The organism is Pseudomonas huaxiensis, from assembly GCF_003231275.1.
Classification (GTDB): Bacteria; Pseudomonadota; Gammaproteobacteria; order Pseudomonadales; family Pseudomonadaceae; genus Aquipseudomonas; species Aquipseudomonas huaxiensis.
Map to the genome: position 1 here is coordinate 99433 of NZ_QKVL01000009.1, position 16019 is coordinate 115451.

At 64.0% G+C, this 16019-nt stretch carries 15 protein-coding genes and 1 pseudogene; 7 read left to right on the top strand and 9 right to left on the bottom strand.

The annotated features are described in order from the left end of the window. Positions 1-183: 183 nt before the first annotated feature. Both DM374_RS33460 and DM374_RS12980 read left to right on the top strand, forming a co-directional pair. Entirely contained in the window at positions 184-324 is a 141-nt protein-coding gene (locus DM374_RS33460; protein WP_175650860.1) for a hypothetical protein, read from the top strand. A 125-nt stretch (positions 325-449) separates the two neighbouring features. Continuing rightward, positions 450-974 (top strand): hypothetical protein, encoded by a 525-nt coding sequence (locus DM374_RS12980; RefSeq protein ID WP_110970185.1) that lies wholly within the window; start codon positions 450-452, stop codon positions 972-974. Between the two features lie 58 nt (positions 975-1032). On the opposite strand, the gene DM374_RS12985 is transcribed toward DM374_RS12980, so the two are convergent. Further along, on the bottom strand, positions 1033-2130 hold the full coding sequence (locus DM374_RS12985; RefSeq protein ID WP_110970186.1) for a catalase family protein: 1098 nt from the start codon (positions 2128-2130) through the stop codon (positions 1033-1035). Positions 2131-2600: 470 nt separating this feature from the next. Here DM374_RS12985 and DM374_RS12990 point away from each other — a divergent pair, with 470 nt between their 5' ends. The 4 genes and pseudogenes from DM374_RS12990 to DM374_RS13000 all read left to right on the top strand — a co-directional run bounded on the left by DM374_RS12990 (position 2601) and on the right by DM374_RS13000 (position 7689). After that, positions 2601-5135 carry an EAL domain-containing protein gene (locus DM374_RS12990; protein ID WP_110970266.1) on the top strand — a complete coding sequence of 845 codons (2535 nt, stop codon included), beginning with the start codon at positions 2601-2603 and terminating at the stop codon, positions 5133-5135. Between the two features lie 147 nt (positions 5136-5282). Further along, positions 5283-5963, top strand: a pseudogene (locus DM374_RS34325) (PAS domain-containing protein); the annotation flags it as partial. A 135-nt stretch (positions 5964-6098) separates the two neighbouring features. Beyond that, on the top strand, positions 6099-6509 hold the full coding sequence (locus tag DM374_RS34330) for a methyl-accepting chemotaxis protein (RefSeq protein ID WP_371929289.1): 411 nt from the start codon (positions 6099-6101) through the stop codon (positions 6507-6509). Between the two features lie 109 nt (positions 6510-6618). Beyond that, positions 6619-7689, top strand: a complete 1071-nt coding sequence (locus DM374_RS13000; RefSeq protein ID WP_110970188.1) for an NAD-dependent epimerase/dehydratase family protein — start codon at positions 6619-6621, stop codon at positions 7687-7689. Here DM374_RS13000 and DM374_RS13005 read toward each other — a convergent pair. Beyond that, a complete protein-coding gene (locus DM374_RS13005; protein ID WP_110970267.1) occupies positions 7637-7951 on the bottom strand; it encodes a DUF7693 family protein in 315 nt (104 codons plus the stop codon). The two genes, DM374_RS13000 and DM374_RS13005, sit on opposite strands and share 53 nt — an antisense overlap. Positions 7952-8079: 128 nt before the next feature. Here DM374_RS13005 and DM374_RS13010 point away from each other — a divergent pair, with 128 nt between their 5' ends. Further along, a complete protein-coding gene (locus tag DM374_RS13010; protein ID WP_225422492.1) occupies positions 8080-9132 on the top strand; it encodes a hypothetical protein in 1053 nt (350 codons plus the stop codon). A 256-nt stretch (positions 9133-9388) separates the two neighbouring features. On the opposite strand, the gene DM374_RS13015 is transcribed toward DM374_RS13010, so the two are convergent. The 7 genes from DM374_RS13015 to hypB all read right to left on the bottom strand — a co-directional run bounded on the left by DM374_RS13015 (position 9389) and on the right by hypB (position 16008). Continuing rightward, positions 9389-10225 carry a phosphatase PAP2 family protein gene (locus DM374_RS13015; RefSeq protein WP_110970189.1) on the bottom strand — a complete coding sequence of 279 codons (837 nt, stop codon included), beginning with the start codon at positions 10223-10225 and terminating at the stop codon, positions 9389-9391. Positions 10226-10227: 2 nt separating this feature from the next. Beyond that, the gene (gene pmrG, locus DM374_RS13020; RefSeq protein WP_110970190.1) at positions 10228-10917 is read right to left on the bottom strand and encodes a lipopolysaccharide core heptose(II)-phosphate phosphatase PmrG; all 690 of its coding nucleotides are present in this window, start codon (positions 10915-10917) and stop codon (positions 10228-10230) included. 608 nt (positions 10918-11525) lie between these two features. Beyond that, on the bottom strand, positions 11526-12560 hold the full coding sequence (hypE, locus tag DM374_RS13025; RefSeq protein ID WP_318531811.1) for a hydrogenase expression/formation protein HypE: 1035 nt from the start codon (positions 12558-12560) through the stop codon (positions 11526-11528). Positions 12561-12589: 29 nt separating this feature from the next. Further along, complete coding sequence (gene hypD, locus DM374_RS13030) at positions 12590-13720, bottom strand: hydrogenase formation protein HypD (protein ID WP_110970192.1); 1131 nt, start codon at positions 13718-13720, stop codon at positions 12590-12592. Beyond that, entirely contained in the window at positions 13717-13944 is a 228-nt protein-coding gene (locus DM374_RS13035; protein ID WP_095156680.1) for a HypC/HybG/HupF family hydrogenase formation chaperone, read from the bottom strand. The genes hypD and DM374_RS13035 overlap by 4 nt, the downstream gene beginning before the upstream one ends. Further along, a complete protein-coding gene (locus DM374_RS13040) occupies positions 13935-15107 on the bottom strand; it encodes a Kae1-like domain-containing protein (protein ID WP_110970193.1) in 1173 nt (390 codons plus the stop codon). Before DM374_RS13040 ends, DM374_RS13035 begins: the two co-directional genes overlap by 10 nt. After that, positions 15100-16008 (bottom strand): hydrogenase nickel incorporation protein HypB, encoded by a 909-nt coding sequence (gene hypB / locus DM374_RS13045; protein ID WP_110970194.1) that lies wholly within the window; start codon positions 16006-16008, stop codon positions 15100-15102. Before hypB ends, DM374_RS13040 begins: the two co-directional genes overlap by 8 nt. Positions 16009-16019: the final 11 nt, after the last annotated feature.

The window sequence follows — 16019 nt, forward strand, 5'->3', positions numbered from 1 at the left end:
GCACGGAATTCTCATGGTTTGGCTAAGCTCTCTCGTTACAAGCACGAACAGACGTGCCTTTCCCACCACAAAAACAACCCAGGGGGATCCATGAGTTGCCTTATTTGCGCGGGTCGCGCTGAATCCATCGAATGCTCACCGGGGTGGGAACAACGGCGTTGTTTCCAATGCGGGTGTTACCGGATGTCTCAAACCTTGATCCTCAGCATGATGGAAGAGGGGCAGATTTTCGATGCGCGCAAGATGCGCGAGTGGCTTGATGGGCAGCGCGGCAGGGTGCCGGTCCCTTCCATCGAGGTGCACGAAGCCATCTTGATGCCGTGATGTTCGTGCGCTGAAATGGCGCCCGTGTGAACTTTGTCCGGGGTCGCGGATTCCCAACCTGCGTGGGATCCAGTGCGACAACGCTCCTGCATCCCATGCCCCGCGCAACGGACAGGAGCTACCGAGTGCCCCGAATCATCACGCCCGCCACCCCCGATCACCAGATCGACGCCCAGAACGCCCGGATGTTCGGTTCTCCCAAGGAGCGTCTGGACTTTTACCGGCGCGAAATCCAGTACGAAACCAGCATCCTCGCCAACCGAACCGACGCCTACCTGGCCGCCCAGTCGTTCCTGGTGATCGCCTTCGTGTCGTCCATGGCCAACCTCAACCCCGAGTGGGGCAAGATGTTCACCATGGTAGTGCCCCCGTTTCTCGCACTGCTGGGGGTATTGAGTTCGCTGAACGCATGGCCGGGGATTCATGCGGCGTACCGGATCATCGATCACTGGCAGGTCAAACAGAGCCATCTGCTGCACAGCGACCCGCTGATGGGCCTGGCCTACGACGAATCGCCGCTGTTCAGCGAAGCCGAGACGTCCCGCGTCGGTCACCGCAAGTCGCTGCTGTTTTCGCTGCGCACGCCGTGGATCTTCCTCGGGTTCTGGATGTTGCTCGGCGGCTATTCGCTGTACATCCAGATCGCCTGAGCCGCTGGCGCAAATCAATCTGAACAGTCACCTCATGCCCTCGCAGCAGGGCGCGGGGTCAGCGCGGCTCGTGAATCGGACAGCCGTTGTGGCTGGCGCGATAGTCTGCCGACATTTCATACGACGGCTTGCGTACCCGCATCACCCCGCCCAGCGGCCGGTGCGCGGCCAGTCCGTGCCACGGACTGAACGCCATGCCGTCGTCGATTTCCCTGACCTTTTCCGCGTCCCAGGTGCTTTGCGCGGGGATTTCGACCCGTGCCACGGTCACGAACGGGCTGAGTTTTTCGTCCCATTGCACCGAGGCATCCTCGATGGGCATCTGCTCGCTGTCGGTGGCGAGCTGGACGCGTAATTCCCAGGTGCCGCCGTGCCCGGCGAAGTACTGGGTGACTGCCGCCCGCAGCCCATCCGGGTTGCCATGAAAATCGACATGCAGGTTGGTCAGCTCGGTCAGCGACGCCGACACCGGCACCATCGCCAGCTTGGCGTAGTAGGGGCCGTAAAGCACCGGCACCACGGTGTTGAAGGTTTCGCCGAGGATGTGGGTTTGCGGATGGCCGCCGAGGCTCTTCAGCGTCGCGCTTTCACCGCCCAGGGCTTCCACCGCCGCCTCGACACCGCGTAGCACCGCCGACAGCACTTTCTTCGAGCCCGGCGCCTTGTCCGTGGTTTTCGCCAGCAGCTTGAGGCTTCTCAGAAACGCTTTTGGCGTGGCGGAAATGAACGCCTTGGCGTTCTGCATCACGAAGTCCTGGGTAACGTCGCCCTCGCTGCCCGGCAGGCGTGGTCCTTCGACGCCCACCAGCTTGATCGCCAGGCCCCGGGGCGTAGACACCTTGTCATCGAGGATATCGCCGGGGTTGGTGGACAGCCGCAGGTAGACGGGCAGGGTGGCGGGGCGGGCAAACGCGCCCTGGGCCAGTTCGGGCGGCAAGTTGTCGAGGACCGTCAGTTCGCCCCGCAGCAGACCGTGGCCCTTGGCATGGACGCTGCGGTCGGCATGGCCACGGTCGGCGAAGGTGGTTTCCATGATCGAGCGCAGGGTCTCGGCCAGCTCCTTGCTGGTCTGCGCCTCGTCCTCCGGGATCTGCTCGAAGTCCGGTTGAAAGCGCAGTGGGGTTGCGACGGGTCGTGTGGTCGGTAGATCGCTCATCGGTACATCTCCAGTCAGGCTCGGGAATCACGCAGGCGTCGCGCTTCTTTGGATGAGCGCTGTAAAGAGGACTTCGCAGGCAATGACGTCGTTCGCCAGGAGCGCGCTGTATGCGACCGGTGGCAAGGGTAAATGCACACGCCGTTTTACTTTGCGCGCAAGTTATAGATAAACACTGACAGGTCGCTAGCAGACGGTGTTGCCAGGTGTGTTGATGTGCATCAGGAAGTTGTCACTTATTCTCAATAAATAAAATATTTACGGTCAGGGTTACAGGGCGATGAAAACTTTACATAGCCTGCCCTCATCACTAATGGCTATGGGCCATGGGTGGGCGTAAGCTATGCGCCGCGCCCGGAGGGGCGTTTCCCGGTTATTGAGGCAGTCCCTGTAAAGCGTGTGATGAAAGACGCTTTCATCGAACTGACTGTGCCTTCGCAACTGCAAATATGCTTTTTCGGATCGAGTTGATGCCCATTTCCCAGAACCTCTCTGATATCTTCGTGCAAACGCTGGAACAAGCCATTGATAGTGTTGTGGTAATCGACACCCAGAATTGCGTGGTGTTGTTCAATGCGGCAGCGGAACAGTTGTGGGGGTTTTCCAGAGAAGAAGTGCTCGGAAGAAATGTCAGCATGCTGGTGCCGGAAAACATTCGAAGTAAACATGATAATTATGTCGATTCCAATCGGCGTACCGGTATCAACAAGATTGTCGGAACGACCCGTGATGTTCCCATTCATAAAAAAGACGGCACGCAGCGCTGGGGTTCGATGTCCATTTCGCGGGTGGTCAGCGACGGTCAGATATTATTCACCGCGTTTGTCAAAGATGTGACGGAACAGCGCAAGGAACGTAAACGGATCAAATTGTTATCGATGGTTGCCGATCAGACCGATAATGCGATCTTTATTACCGATGGCGCCGGCAAGGTGGTGTATTCGAATAAAGGCTTTGCCACGCTGTTTGGTTATGCCTTCGGTGAAGTTGAAGGCTGCATGCCGGCGAAGTTGCTGGTGCCGCATTTGCCGGCCACGCGTATTGCCAAAGTTCAGGAAGGCCTGAAAGGTGGACGCTCATTCCGCCTCGAAGAGTTGCTGCAAGTCAAAGGCGGCGAACGGATCTGGTGTGATGTTGCAATCAACCCGGTGGTGGGCGCCAATGGCGAACTTGCCCACACCGTAACGGTATTGACCGATATCACCGCGTCAAAGATTCATGAGGTGCTGCAACATTGCATTCTCGACGCCATGGTGCGGGAGATGCCGCTGGAATCTGTCATGGATTTGCTCTGCAAGGAAGTCGAGCGGATGTCGCCGGAGATCCGCGCGACGGTGATCCAGGTCGATGAAGACGGCGCCATGCACCCGCTGGCGGCGCCGAGCTTCTCCGAGCGTTACGGGCATTTGCTCGAAGGCATGCCGATCAAGAACGGCATCGGCTCGTCCAGCCTCGCGGCTGAGCGTGGCGAGATCGTGTTTGTCCGGGATATCGGCAGCGATCCGCGCTGGACGCTGATCCGTGACGAATTCCTTGGCCAGGGAATCAAGAGCTGCTGGTCCATCCCGATCAAGAGTGCCAAGGGCCTCGCCATCGGCGTGTTGGCCTTCTACTACAGCGATCACCGCACGCCCTCGGTCCTGCACCAGCAGATGGTCGATGTGATCATTCCGCTGTGTGCGCTGGCGATGGAGCGCGAGGTCAACCGCGAAAGCATCCGCCAACTCGCGTTCTACGACAGCCTGACCCAATTGCCCAACCGCAGCCTGCTGCACGCCAAGGCCGATCACGCGCTGATCGAGGCGCGGCGCAGCAAAACCTCGCTGGCGGTGTTGTTCATCGACCTCGACCGTTTCAAGCAGATCAATGATTCGCTGGGTCACCCGGCGGGGGACGAGTTGCTCAAGTTGATTGCCCAGCGCCTCAACGCCAACCGCAACGCCGCCGATATCGTCGGCCGGCTGTCGGGCGATGAGTTCGTCATCGTCCTGCCCAATTGCGACAGCGAAAACGTCACCGAGGCCATCGAGGAGATCAAGCATGCGATCTCCCAGCCTTGCCAGATCGCCGGCTCGTGTTTCTCGCCGTCCGCCAGCATGGGCGTCAGCATCTACCCGCGCGACGGCCACGACATGGGCACCCTGATCCACCGCGCAGACATGGCCATGTACCAGGCCAAGCACTCGGGCCGCGGCCGCTTCAGCTTCTTCAGCCATGAGCTGAACGAGCTGGCCCAGGAACGCCAGGCGCTGGAAAACGCCCTGCGCGACGCCATCGAACAGGGCGGCCTGCATCTCAATTACCAGCCACAGGTGAATATCGAAGACGGCGAGGTGTATGGCGTCGAAGCCCTGGCCCGCTGGACGCACCCGACCTTCGGCGTGGTCTCGCCCGCGCGTTTCATCCCTCTGGCGGAGGAGTGCGGCCTGATTACCGAGCTGGGTCACTGGGCGGTCAAGGAAGCCTGTCGGCAACTGGCGGTATGGCGCCGCAAGGGCCTGAAGATCCCGTCGGTGTCGGTGAACCTGTCGCCCAGCAACTTCCACAACCTCGACCTGGCCGGGATGATCGGCAACGTGCTCGATCAACATGGCCTGGCGGCCAAGGACCTGACCATCGAACTCACCGAAAACCTGCTGCTCGACACCAACCCCGGGACCATGAAGGTCCTTCACGACCTCAGCGAACGCGGCATCAAACTGGCCATGGATGATTTCGGGACAGGCTACTCAAGCTTGAGTTACCTTCGCAAACTACCCATCCAGGAATTGAAGCTGGACCGTAGCTTCGTGCTGGATCTGGAAGCGGATGAAACCAGTCGTGCGCTCAGTGACGCAGTGATGCGCATCGGCGACAGCCTTCGCCTGAAGGTGGTTGCCGAAGGGGTCGAGGAGCAAGGCCAGTACAAGATTCTCAAGGATCAGGGGTACCACGTTGCTCAGGGTTACCTGCTGTCGAAGCCGCTTACGCCGCAAGACCTGGAAGCCTGGATGACGAAGTACTGACGTATTGAAGGTGCAAGCTGCTTATCTCTCTCGTAATTGGAGGACTTCCTCATGTTTTCAGCATATCGGCGGCTCAAGCAGGAGCTTGCAGAAGCGCGTGAAAAGCTCTCGTCGCTCGAACAGGTCAAGGACAGCCTGGACAGCGAAATGCTTGTTCTGACGTTGAGCTCGCAAGGTGAAATCACCTATGCCAACGGCAACTTCCTCAAGGAGATGCAGTACTCGGCCAGCGCCGTGGAACGCAAGATCCTTTTCGGGCTGGTGCCGGAGTATGCTCAGAGCACCAACCACTTCGGTCTCATGAAGCGCGCGATCCAGAGCGGCGAGCACTGGGCCGGCGCCCTGCAACTGCGCCGCGGCAACGGTAACGAGGCCTGGTTGCGGGCGATCGTGCAGCCGGTCCGGAACGCCCGCGGGCAAATCGACTATGTCTCGCTGTACGCCAACGACCTGACCCGCACTATCGAAACCTCGCGGGAGCGGGAAAACCTCATCGAGGCCCTGCAACGTTCCACCGCCGTGGTCGAATTCGACCTGCAGGGCACGGTGCTGAACGCCAATGAGCGGTTCCTCAACGCGATGGGTTACACCCTCAAAGGCATCCAGGGCAAACACCACCGGGTGTTCTGCGACGCCGAAGAACAGGCGTCCGCGGGCTACGAGCGCTTCTGGGAAAAACTGCGCCGTGGCGAGTTCATCGCCGATCGCTTCAAGCGCATCGACAGCCATGGCCATGTGGTCTGGCTGGAAGCGACTTACAACCCCATTTCCGATGCCCATGGCCGGCTGTACAAGATCGTCAAGTTCGCCACGGTCATCACCGACCAGGTCAACCGCGAAATCGCCGTGTCCCAGGCGGCGGAAATCGCCTTCACCACCTCACAACAGACCGACGACAGCGCCCGGCGCGGCAGCGTCGTCATCCAGGAAACCGTCGATGTCATCCAGGGCCTGGCGGTGCAAATGACCGCGGCGGTGGAAGGTATCGCGGCGCTGGACAAGCAGTCGCAGATCGTTGGCAGCATCGTCAAAAGCATTGGCGGCATTGCCGACCAGACCAACCTGCTGGCCTTGAACGCGGCGATCGAAGCGGCGCGCGCGGGCGAACAGGGGCGCGGGTTTGCGGTGGTCGCCGATGAAGTCCGGCAACTGGCCTCGCGCACTACAAAGGCGACCGAAGAAATCGTCGACGTCGTCACACAAAACCAGAAACTGGCCGAAGAAGCCGTGCGCATCATCGAACAGGGCAAGCGCCATGCCGAGCAAGGTCTCGAACTGTCTGCGCAGGCCGGGACCGTCATCATCGAGATTCAGGACGGCGCGCAGAAAGTGGTAAATGCGGTGGGGCAGTTCACGAATCAGTTGTCGGTGTAACGGCGCGCTCTGGCGGAGCGCTGCACAACCCCGCTTGACTCTCCCCCAAGGGGCAGCCTCTATGTTTTGACGATCAAGAAACCCGTTGATCCCAAGGCAAGGAGGTTGTGTGAGCGCGTTATGTCTGGTGACAGGTGCCAACGGGCATTTGGGCAACACCCTGGTCAGGGCGCTGCTCGATCAGGGCTACCGGGTGCGAGCCGGGGTGCGCGATATCACCAGCACCGCACCCTTCGCGGGACTGGATTGCCAACTGGTCTACGCCGAGCTGCAGGATGAAGCGGCCATGCTCAACGCCTTGGACGGGGTGGACGTACTGTTCCAGGTGGCCGCGGTGTTCAAGCACTGGGCCCGCGACCCGCAGGCCGAGATTGTCGAACCCAATATCCGCGGCACCCGCAGCGTGCTGGAGGCTGCGGCACGTGCCGGGGTCAAGCGTGTGGTTTATGTCAGTTCGGTCGCAGCGGTCGGTCACGACGGCACGCCGCTGGACGAAACTACCTGGAACGACGAGACCGAAAACGCCTACTACCGGTCGAAGATCCTCGCCGAACGCATGGCTTGGCGCACCGCCCGTGAGCTGGACCTCTGGATGGTGTCGGTGCTGCCGTCAGCGATGGTGGGACCGAATGCCACGCAACTGACCGACACCATGGGCTTTCTCGAATCCGTCCGGCAGCACCAGGTTCCGCTGGACCCGGGATTCCATTTCAATTTCGTCGATGTGCGCGACGTCGCGCAGGGCTTGATCCTGGCCGCAGAAAAGGGCCGCGCCGGCGAGCGTTACATTCTCGCCAATGAACATTCCTCGTCGCTTGCCGATCTGATCGACGCCGCCAATGCGGCCTCGCCGGGGCATCGCCAACCGCCGCAAGCACCCGCATGGCTGCTGATGGGTGTCGCCTGGATGCAGGAGGGCCTGGCGAAACTGACGGGGCGACCGGCCCGCTTGATGATGAGTCAGGTCCGTCTGTTTCATGGCGTACGGCAGGAATACAGCCTCGCCAAGGCGCGCCGGGAGCTGGGTTATTGCCCGCGCTCGCCGGAAGAGGCGCTGGCCGCCGCGTTCCGTTATCTCGACAAGCGATTGACTCAGCCTTACGAAGTGCAACCGGCGTCGTCAGCCGTCAGAGCGCCTTCAGCATCTTTTCGACCTGCTGCACTTCCCACTGACTCATGAACTCCACCGGATTGGTCCCGTACGGGTGCGTGCTGTCGTAGAGGTAGGCGGCGCCTTCGGGGTCGTAGCAGCGGTCGCAGTGGCTCAGCCGCTCGCCATTGTTGTGCAGGGTGAAGACCCAGCCATCGACTTCCACGGTCAGCAGTCCGTTGCCAATCTCCAGCCAGCCTTGCTCACCGATCCGCCGCATCAGGCGAATGCCCTGGGCGATGTCTCGGAGAATCTGGTAGGCCTCGCGGGGTGTCAGGGTTTGGGTGGTCACGTTGGGCAAGTATCCGGGGGATTTCGCCGGAGGGTACAGGAGCGCCTTGTGCGGTTTCCAGTTTGCGGGGCGTTTCTGTGGTCCAGTCGAGGCTACGATGAAAGCCTGGACGGGGAGGAGGAGAGGTGATGGTGCGGTTATCCGGGTGCGGTTGGCTGTGGGCGTTGGCCTTGATGCTGGCGCCGCTGCGGTTGTTGGCCGCTGCTGAGGGTGCTTGCAGCGAGCACGCCGACGCTGCGTGTTTGCGCGCATTCGAGTTGCCGGAGAATGCAGGGCGCATGAGCTTTTACGTGTCGGATTCCACCCCGGCGCCACAGTCGGTGCTGGTGGTGATGCACGGCCATCCACGGGACGCCAACCGCAGTTTCGACGCCGGCCTGCAGGCGGTGCGCGGGGCGGGGCGACTGACGGACACCCTGGTGGTCGCGCCGCTGTACCAGGTCTCCGACGCCAGCCATTGCCAGACCCAAGGCGTGCCGCATGCGCAAGCGGGCGATGCGGTGTGGACCTGCGGGGGATGGCTGGCCGGCGAACCTTCGTTGGGCGCGCAGCCGATTGGCTCTTTCGCCGCCCTCGACGCGCTGGTGGTGGAACTGGTCAGGCAGTGGCCGAGCCTGCGCAGCGTGACCCTTGCCGGGTTCTCGGCGGGTGCGCAGATGCTGCAACACAGCATCGGCTTCGCCGCCGACCCGCCGGCGGGCGTCGCGGTGCGTTATGTGATCGCCGATCCGGGCAGCTGGCTGTATTTCGATCCCGTGCGGCCTGCGCCCGAGGGCTCGTGGGAGACGTGTGGCGGCGACTGCCGCTTCACCTTTTCAGTACCGCAGGCGTGCCCCGGCTATGACCACTGGAAATACGGCGTTCAGGCCCTGCCTGGCCATCTCGGCCGCAGCGCCGAACAGGCACGGGCGCGTTATGCCGCGACCCAGGTGGATTATCTCGAGGGCGCGCTGGACAGCAGCGCCGCGAAAGGCGCGTTCTACCCGATCCTCGACAAGTCCTGCGCGGCCATGGCGCAAGGTCCTTTCCGTCTGCAGCGGGGTCTGGCCTATGCAGCGTACGAGCAGGCGCTGCTCAAACCGCAGCGGGCCCGGCGGATGATTGTGGTGCCGGGGTGCGCGCACGATGTGGCGTGCGTGTTGCCTTCCGAGGCGGCGCGGGCGGTGTTGTTCGGGCGCTAGCGGTGGGCCGCTATCTGCTAGCCGACAGGTTTTCTGGCGTCCTCTGGATCGAGCGCCGCCTGCGCGGCGCATCGCCGGCAAGCCGGCTCCCACAGTGTGGAATTGGTGTTGTCAGCCTTGGTACATGGGTGGAGAGTGCGGGGCAGTTGAGGCCTTCAACCATGGCTCACCAACCTGTGGGAGCCGGCTTGCCGGCGATGCGCCGCGCAGGCGGCGCTCGATCTCGAGGGCGCTAAAAGTCTAAAGACATGCACTGTCATACCGCGCCAGCTAAGCCTTCGTCGGCTGACGCTGCACGGTATCCGGCGCGGTCTGGCGCCGCCTGCAAGGCTGGCCGGCCATAGAACACCAGCGCCGTCGCCCAACTGGTCAGCCAGACGAAAATCCCGGCCCAGAAGGTGTGCGACATGTAGTGCCAACCCTGCAGCACGCGGGTGGTGCCGTAGATGAGCCCGATCACCAGAATCGCCACCAGCAACGTGCGCGCGTGAACCCAGCGGTACCGCCGTGCGACGAAGTACAGGGCCAGCAGGGTGAAACCGCTGGACGCGTGCCCGGCTGGCCAGCAACGACCGTCGCCTGCCTTGCTCAGCAGGCTGAACTGGTTGAACCACTCGAGGTGCGGCTGGGCGCCGCCATACAGCGTGGTTTCCACCGGGCAATACACGCCGGTGTGGCTTTTCAGGTAGTGAATGACCCCGGTGCACAGGGCGAAGGCCACCACCACGAAAACGAAATCGCGACGATGGCGCGCAGTGAAGCGCAACACCGGGGCGATCCGCGCGGTTTCCAGCAGGCGCACCGGCGCCGTATGGGAAAACTTCGCAAGGCCCGGCCAGAGCAACGACAGCAACATCCCCACGATGGCCGCCTCGCCGGTCCAGTCCGGCAGGATGCGCGGCCATTTGTGGGTCAGCTTCTCGAACAGTTGATCGTGAAAGAACAGGAACTGGCCGGTGGCCGGGTCGATCAGCAGGTTGCTGATCCAGCGGTCGAGGTTGGTCAGGTCGAACAGCAGGAACACGGCCAGGGCCAGTGCCAGCGGAACACCCAGGTTGAGCAGGTAAAAGCGGCTACGGGACGAAGACGGCATGCTCAACTCCCGGCACGGTTAACGAGTTTTTTCCACTGCTCGGCATTCATCTGCCCGAGAATCCGCGCCTTGCCGTTGTTGCCCATGGAGACGAACAGCGCGCTGGCGTACTCGCTGGAGCGTTCCCCGCCGGGCACTTGCAACTGCCGCTCGACGCGGTCGATGCAGCCGCTGTGGGTCACCAGGACCAGGTTGTAGCCGGCCTCCTTGTGGCTGAAGGCGTTTTTCGCGAAATCGCGGTCGCATTGGCCGAGCCAGTCCTGGGTGGCGATGGCCTTGCCGAACAGGAAGTGCGCGGTCTGTTGAGTGCGCACCTCGGGGCTGCTCAGCAACTGGGCATGCTGCAGGCCGAGTTGCGCAATGCCTTTGCCGACCTCGGCGGCTGACTGGCTGCCCGCCACGGTAATCCCGGCGGGGTCGCTCAGGCAGGTATTGTCCGAGCGGTCGCAGCGCTCGGCGTGGCGGATCAGCACGATCACCGCGCCTTTGGCCCATTCGCTCAAAAGGCCGCTGCTGTTCATCTGTTGCTCACTGCGAAAGTCCATGACCCGTGTCCGAGTTGCATACCAGGTAGAGAAACCGGCGAGCACGACCAGCATGCCCGTCACCACGGCCAACGCCCTCGTGGACAGTCGTCGGCGTCGGTTGGCCGGGTGGGGAAGCTCGGGATGGGTGATTGCGCCTTGCAACATGAGGTCACTCCGGACAAAAAGACCGGGCACCGCCGAAGAGCGGGCCCTGGGAATGACGGCACTGTAGGGAGCGGGGTGTTCAGCGGGAGTGAAGCGGATGTGAAAAATGCCTTGAGGCGGGGGGAGGTGGTTTGGTGTTCAGGCAAGGGAGCGCGTTACAACCCTTGGTCAGTATGGGTATCTACACCTCTTATGGCTGGATGAAACCATGAGGCGCTGGTCAGGAGACCGGGTAACGGCGACCAGGAGCTAGCCGACAGTTTGTCAGCGCACTCAAGATCGAGCGCCGCCCGCGCGGCGCATCGCGGATGAATCCGCTCCTACATTTGTTGCAACGTGCAATGGCCTGTCAGATAAGCGTTGCCTGCCTTTGGCGTTTGGCGATGAATCGCGGGGAGGCTGTTGAGGTCGACTCGATACCGCGACGTACCACCAAGGGGGTCAACTATGGCCTGACAGGCATCGGTACGTTGCAACAAATGTAGGAGCGAGCTTGCTCGCGATGCGCCGCACGGGCGGCGCTCGATCTTGAGTGCGCTGAAAACCTGTCGGCTAGCATTTGGCCGCTATTGTCCGGGTTAGGTGAGCCACCAGGCACGACAAACGCACTAACAAATCCGCGGCAACTGCTCCCCCACCAGCCAATCCACAACCCGCCTCCCGCCAAACCGAGTATGCATCTGCACGAACCCGTGTTCATCGGCGATGACGGTGCCGATACGGGCGGCGTTCTGGCCCAGGGGATGGGCGCGGAGGGTGCGGAGCAGGGCGTCGGCGTCCTGTTCGGCGCAGATGGCGACCAGCTTGCCTTCGTTGGCGACGTACAGCGGGTCGAGGCCGAGCAGTTCGCAGGCGGCCTCGACCTGGGGCTGGACGGGAATGGCGGCTTCGTCGAGGAGCATGCCGACGCCCGACTGTCCGGCAATTTCGTTGAGGGTGGTGGCCAGGCCGCCTCGGGTCGGGTCGCGCAGTACGCGCAAGCCGGGAGCCACGGCCAGCATGGCGGCGACGAGTTCATGCAGCGCCGCGCTGTCGGAGAGGATCTGGGTTTCGAATTCCAGCGACTCCCGCTGCGAGAGAATGGCCACGCCGTGCTCGCCAATGCTCCCGGAAAGCAGGATCACGTCTCCCGGCCGGGCGCGGTGGCCGCTGGTGTCGATGCCGGCGGCAACCACGCCGATGCCGGTGGTGCTGATGAAGACGCCGTCGCCCTTGCCACGTTCGACCACTTTGGTGTCGCCGGTGACGATGGCGACGCCAGCTTCTCGGGCAGCCTGGCCCATGGAGTCGGCGATGCGCTTGAGGTCGCCGAGGGGGAAGCCTTCTTCGAGGATAAAGCTGGCCGACAGGTACAGTGGCTGCGCGCCGCTCATGGCGACGTCGTTGACGGTGCCGTGCACCGCCAGGCTGCCGATGTCGCCGCCGGGGAAGAACAGCGGCGAGATGACGTGGGCATCGGTGGCCATCACCAGCCGCTCGCCGGGGTTGAGCATCGGCGCCAGCGTCGCGCCGTCGTTGCCCTGGCGCAGCCAGGGGTTGTCGAAGGCGCGCAGGAAGATCTCGTCGATCAGTTGCGCCGAGGCGCGGCCGCCAGCGCCGTGGGCCATTTCGATCTGGCCGTCGCGCAGGTTCAGCGGGCGCACGTAGCCGCGTTTGACGGTGGAGCGGGCGTTCATACGGCGCGTACCTCGATGTCTTTGTAGCGCCCGTAGGCGTAATGCGCGGCGCAGGCGCCTTCGTTGGAAACCATGCACGAGCCGATCGGGTTTTCCGGGGTGCATACGGTGCCGAACAGGCGGCAGTCGATGGGCTGTTTCTGCCCGCGCAGGATCGGCCCGCAGTCGCACGCCTTGTGGTCAGGCACCGACTGGTAGTTCAGGGCGAAGCGCGCTTCGGCGTCGTGACGGGCGAAGGCCGGGCGGATCTGTCGGGCGCTGGCCGGCATCTCGCCGAGGCCACGCCATTCGAAGCTATCGCGCAACTCGAAGACCTCTTCCATCAGCGCCTGCATCGGCCGGCTGCCGTGGTCGCTGACGGCGCGGATAAATTCGTTTTCCACTTCGGCACGGCCGTCGTTGACCTGCTGCACCAGCATGAGGATGGCCTGCAGCACGTCCAGCGGCTCGAAACCGGCGATAACCACCGGTTTGCGATAGCGCTGGGCGAATTCGCCGTAAGGCGCCGCGCCGATCACCACGCTGACATGGGCCGGGCCGATGAAGCCGTCCAGCGCCACCGCCTGTTCAGCGGGGGTGTCGAGGATATGGGCGATGGCCGGCGGGGTAAGGACGTGGCAGCAGAGCACGCTGAAGTTGTCCAGACCGCGTCGGGCGGCCTCGCGGATGACGAGGGCGGTGGGCGGCGTGGTGGTTTCGAAGCCGACAGCGAAGAACACCACGTCGCGGCCGGGGTTGGCCTCGGCGATCTTCAGCGCGTCTTGCGGCGAGTAGATCATGCGGATGTCCGCGCCCCGGGCCTTGGCCCGCAGCAGCGAGAGCCCGTCGGACGCCGGCACGCGCATCGTGTCGCCGTAGCTGCAGAGGATCACCCGTTGTTCCAGCGCCAGGCGGATGGCCAGGTCGATGCGCCCGATCGGCAGCACGCACACCGGGCAACCGGGGCCGTGGATCATGCGCACATTGCCCGGCAGCAGGTCGCTTACGCCGTAGCGCGAAATGGCGTGGGTGTGTCCGCCGCAGAATTCCATGAAGCGGTACTCACGGTCGGTGCGGGCGGCTTCGCGGATGCGCCCGGCGATCTGCCGGGCGAGATCGCCGTCGCGGTATTCGTCGATGTACTTCATGGTTGTTGCGCCTGATCGAGTTCGTTGAACATTTCCAGGGTGCGCCGGGCTTCTTCCGGGTCGATCAGGCCGAGGGCGTAGCCGACGTGGACGATCACGTAGTCGCCGATCTGCGCGCCACTGACCAGCGCCAGGGAGATTTCCTTGCGGATGCCGCCGAGGTCGACCAGCGCCTGATCGTTGTCGCGCAGTTCCACCACGCGGGCGGGGATGGCTAGGCACATGCGGGGAGATCCTCCAGTGGCAGGGCGGTATGACCGCTGAGGTCGTTCCAGTGCGCGGCGACCCAGGCCTGACCGACGGCCAGACCGGCGTCGCCGCAGGAGATGCTGTTGGCGCTGAACACCTGGCGGCCCTGGGCGGTGAGGTGTTGTGTGAGGTAGCTGCTGAGCAGGCGATTGGCGAAACAGCCGCCGCCCAGTAGCACCGGCAGGTCGCGGGACTGGCGCCCGACCTGATCGGCCAGGGCCGCAGCCAAGGTCAGGTGAAACAACGCGGCGCCTTCGCCGACCCGACCCTGATCGGCCAGGTCGAACAGTCGCGCCAGCAGTGGCAGCAGGTCAAGGCGGCCATCGTCGCGCAACCACCAGAGCCCGTCGACGCGAGGCACTGGCGCCTGTTGCAGGTACGCGCTGGCGCGTTGTTCGAGGGCGATGGCGGCTTCGGCTTCGAAGGCCTGGCGCAGGCTCAGGCCGAGGATCCCTGCGGCGGCGTCGAACCAGCGTCCGGCGCCGCTGCTCAACGGACAGTTGAGACGGCGTTCGAGCATACGCGCCACGGTGCTGGCGGCGGGCGCGCCGACCAGCGCATTCAGGCGCGGGGCGATTTCGTCGTCGCGACCCAGCAGGTGCAGCGCGGCGGCCATCAGCCGCCAGGGCTCACGCGCCGCGATATCGCCACCGGGCAATGGCAGCGGCAGCAGGGCGCCGAGGCGGCGCCAGGCGCGATCATCGACCCACAACAATTCCCCGCCCCAGGCGCCGCCGTCGCTGCCCAGGCCGACGCCATCCAGCGCCAGGCCGAGCACCGGACCGCGCAGGCCGTGTTCGGCTTGCAGGGCGGCAATATGGGCGTGGTGATGTTGCACGCCGAGCGCCGGCACGCCCAGTTGCGCGGCGGTGTCGAGGGCCAGGCGGGTGCTGTGGAAGTCCGGGTGCAGGTCATGGGCGACGGCCCGTGGCGTCGCGTCGGCGCGGGCCAGCAGGTGCTGCACAGAATCTTCCAGGGCCAGGCAGTTGCTGGCTTCGCCGAGGTCGCCATGCACCGGCGACCAGATCACCTGGTCGCCCTGCAGCAGGCAGGCGCTGTTTTTCAGCCAGGCGCCACAGGCCAGCACTGGCGGCCAGACCGCCGCGCCGGGCAGGGTTTGCGTGCGCAATTCACTCATGACGGTCGCCCAGCAGCCAGTCCAGCCATTCCTGCAGGCCGCTGCCGTCGCGGGCGCTGAGCTGGATCACGCGCAGACCGGGGTTGACCCGGTGGGCGTACTCCAGGCAGCGCTGCACGTCGAAATCCAGGTGCGGCAGCAGGTCGGTCTTGGTCAGTAGCATCAGGCCGGCGGCGGCGAACATGTCCGGGTACTTCAGCGGTTTGTCCTCGCCCTCGGTGACCGAAAGGATCGCCACCTTGGCCGCTTCGCCCAGGTCCCACAGGGCCGGGCAGACCAGATTGCCGACGTTCTCGATAAACAGGATGCCGGCCGGCCCGCGGGCTGTCAGCGGGCGCAGCGCACCGGCAAGCGGCGCGGCACTGGCCGGCGCGAGGGGCGCGGCGGCGTGGCCGTGCGCGTGACCCAGAGCGTGCACCGCCGCGTGTAGCGGCAGGCGCGCATAGGCATCGGCGACCATCCGCGCATCCAGGTGGCAGCCCTTGCCGGTATTGACCTGGATCGCTGGCACGCCGGTGGCGCGGATGCGCTCGGCGTCGTTGCTGGTCTGCTGGTCGCCTTCGATCACCGCCAGTGGCAGGTGCGGCCGGCGCTGGCGCAGGGCGTCGAGGGTGGCGCAGAGCAGGGTGGTCTTGCCCGAGCCTGGGCTGGACACCAGGTTCAGCGCCAGCACGCGGTGGCTGTCGAAATCCTGGCGATTGCGCGCGGCGTGCTGGTCGTTGGCGCCGAGCACGTCCTGCTCGATGCGGATGGTGCGCGACTGGCTCACGCCGGGCAGCGATACGCCGGCGCTGCCGAGGCCGTAATGCAGGTCGCCGCCGGCATCGACCACCGCCTCGGTGGCGTGGGATGGCGCGGGGGTATGGGAATGGCCGCTGGAGCAGCCGCAGACGACGCACATGGCGTTTCTCC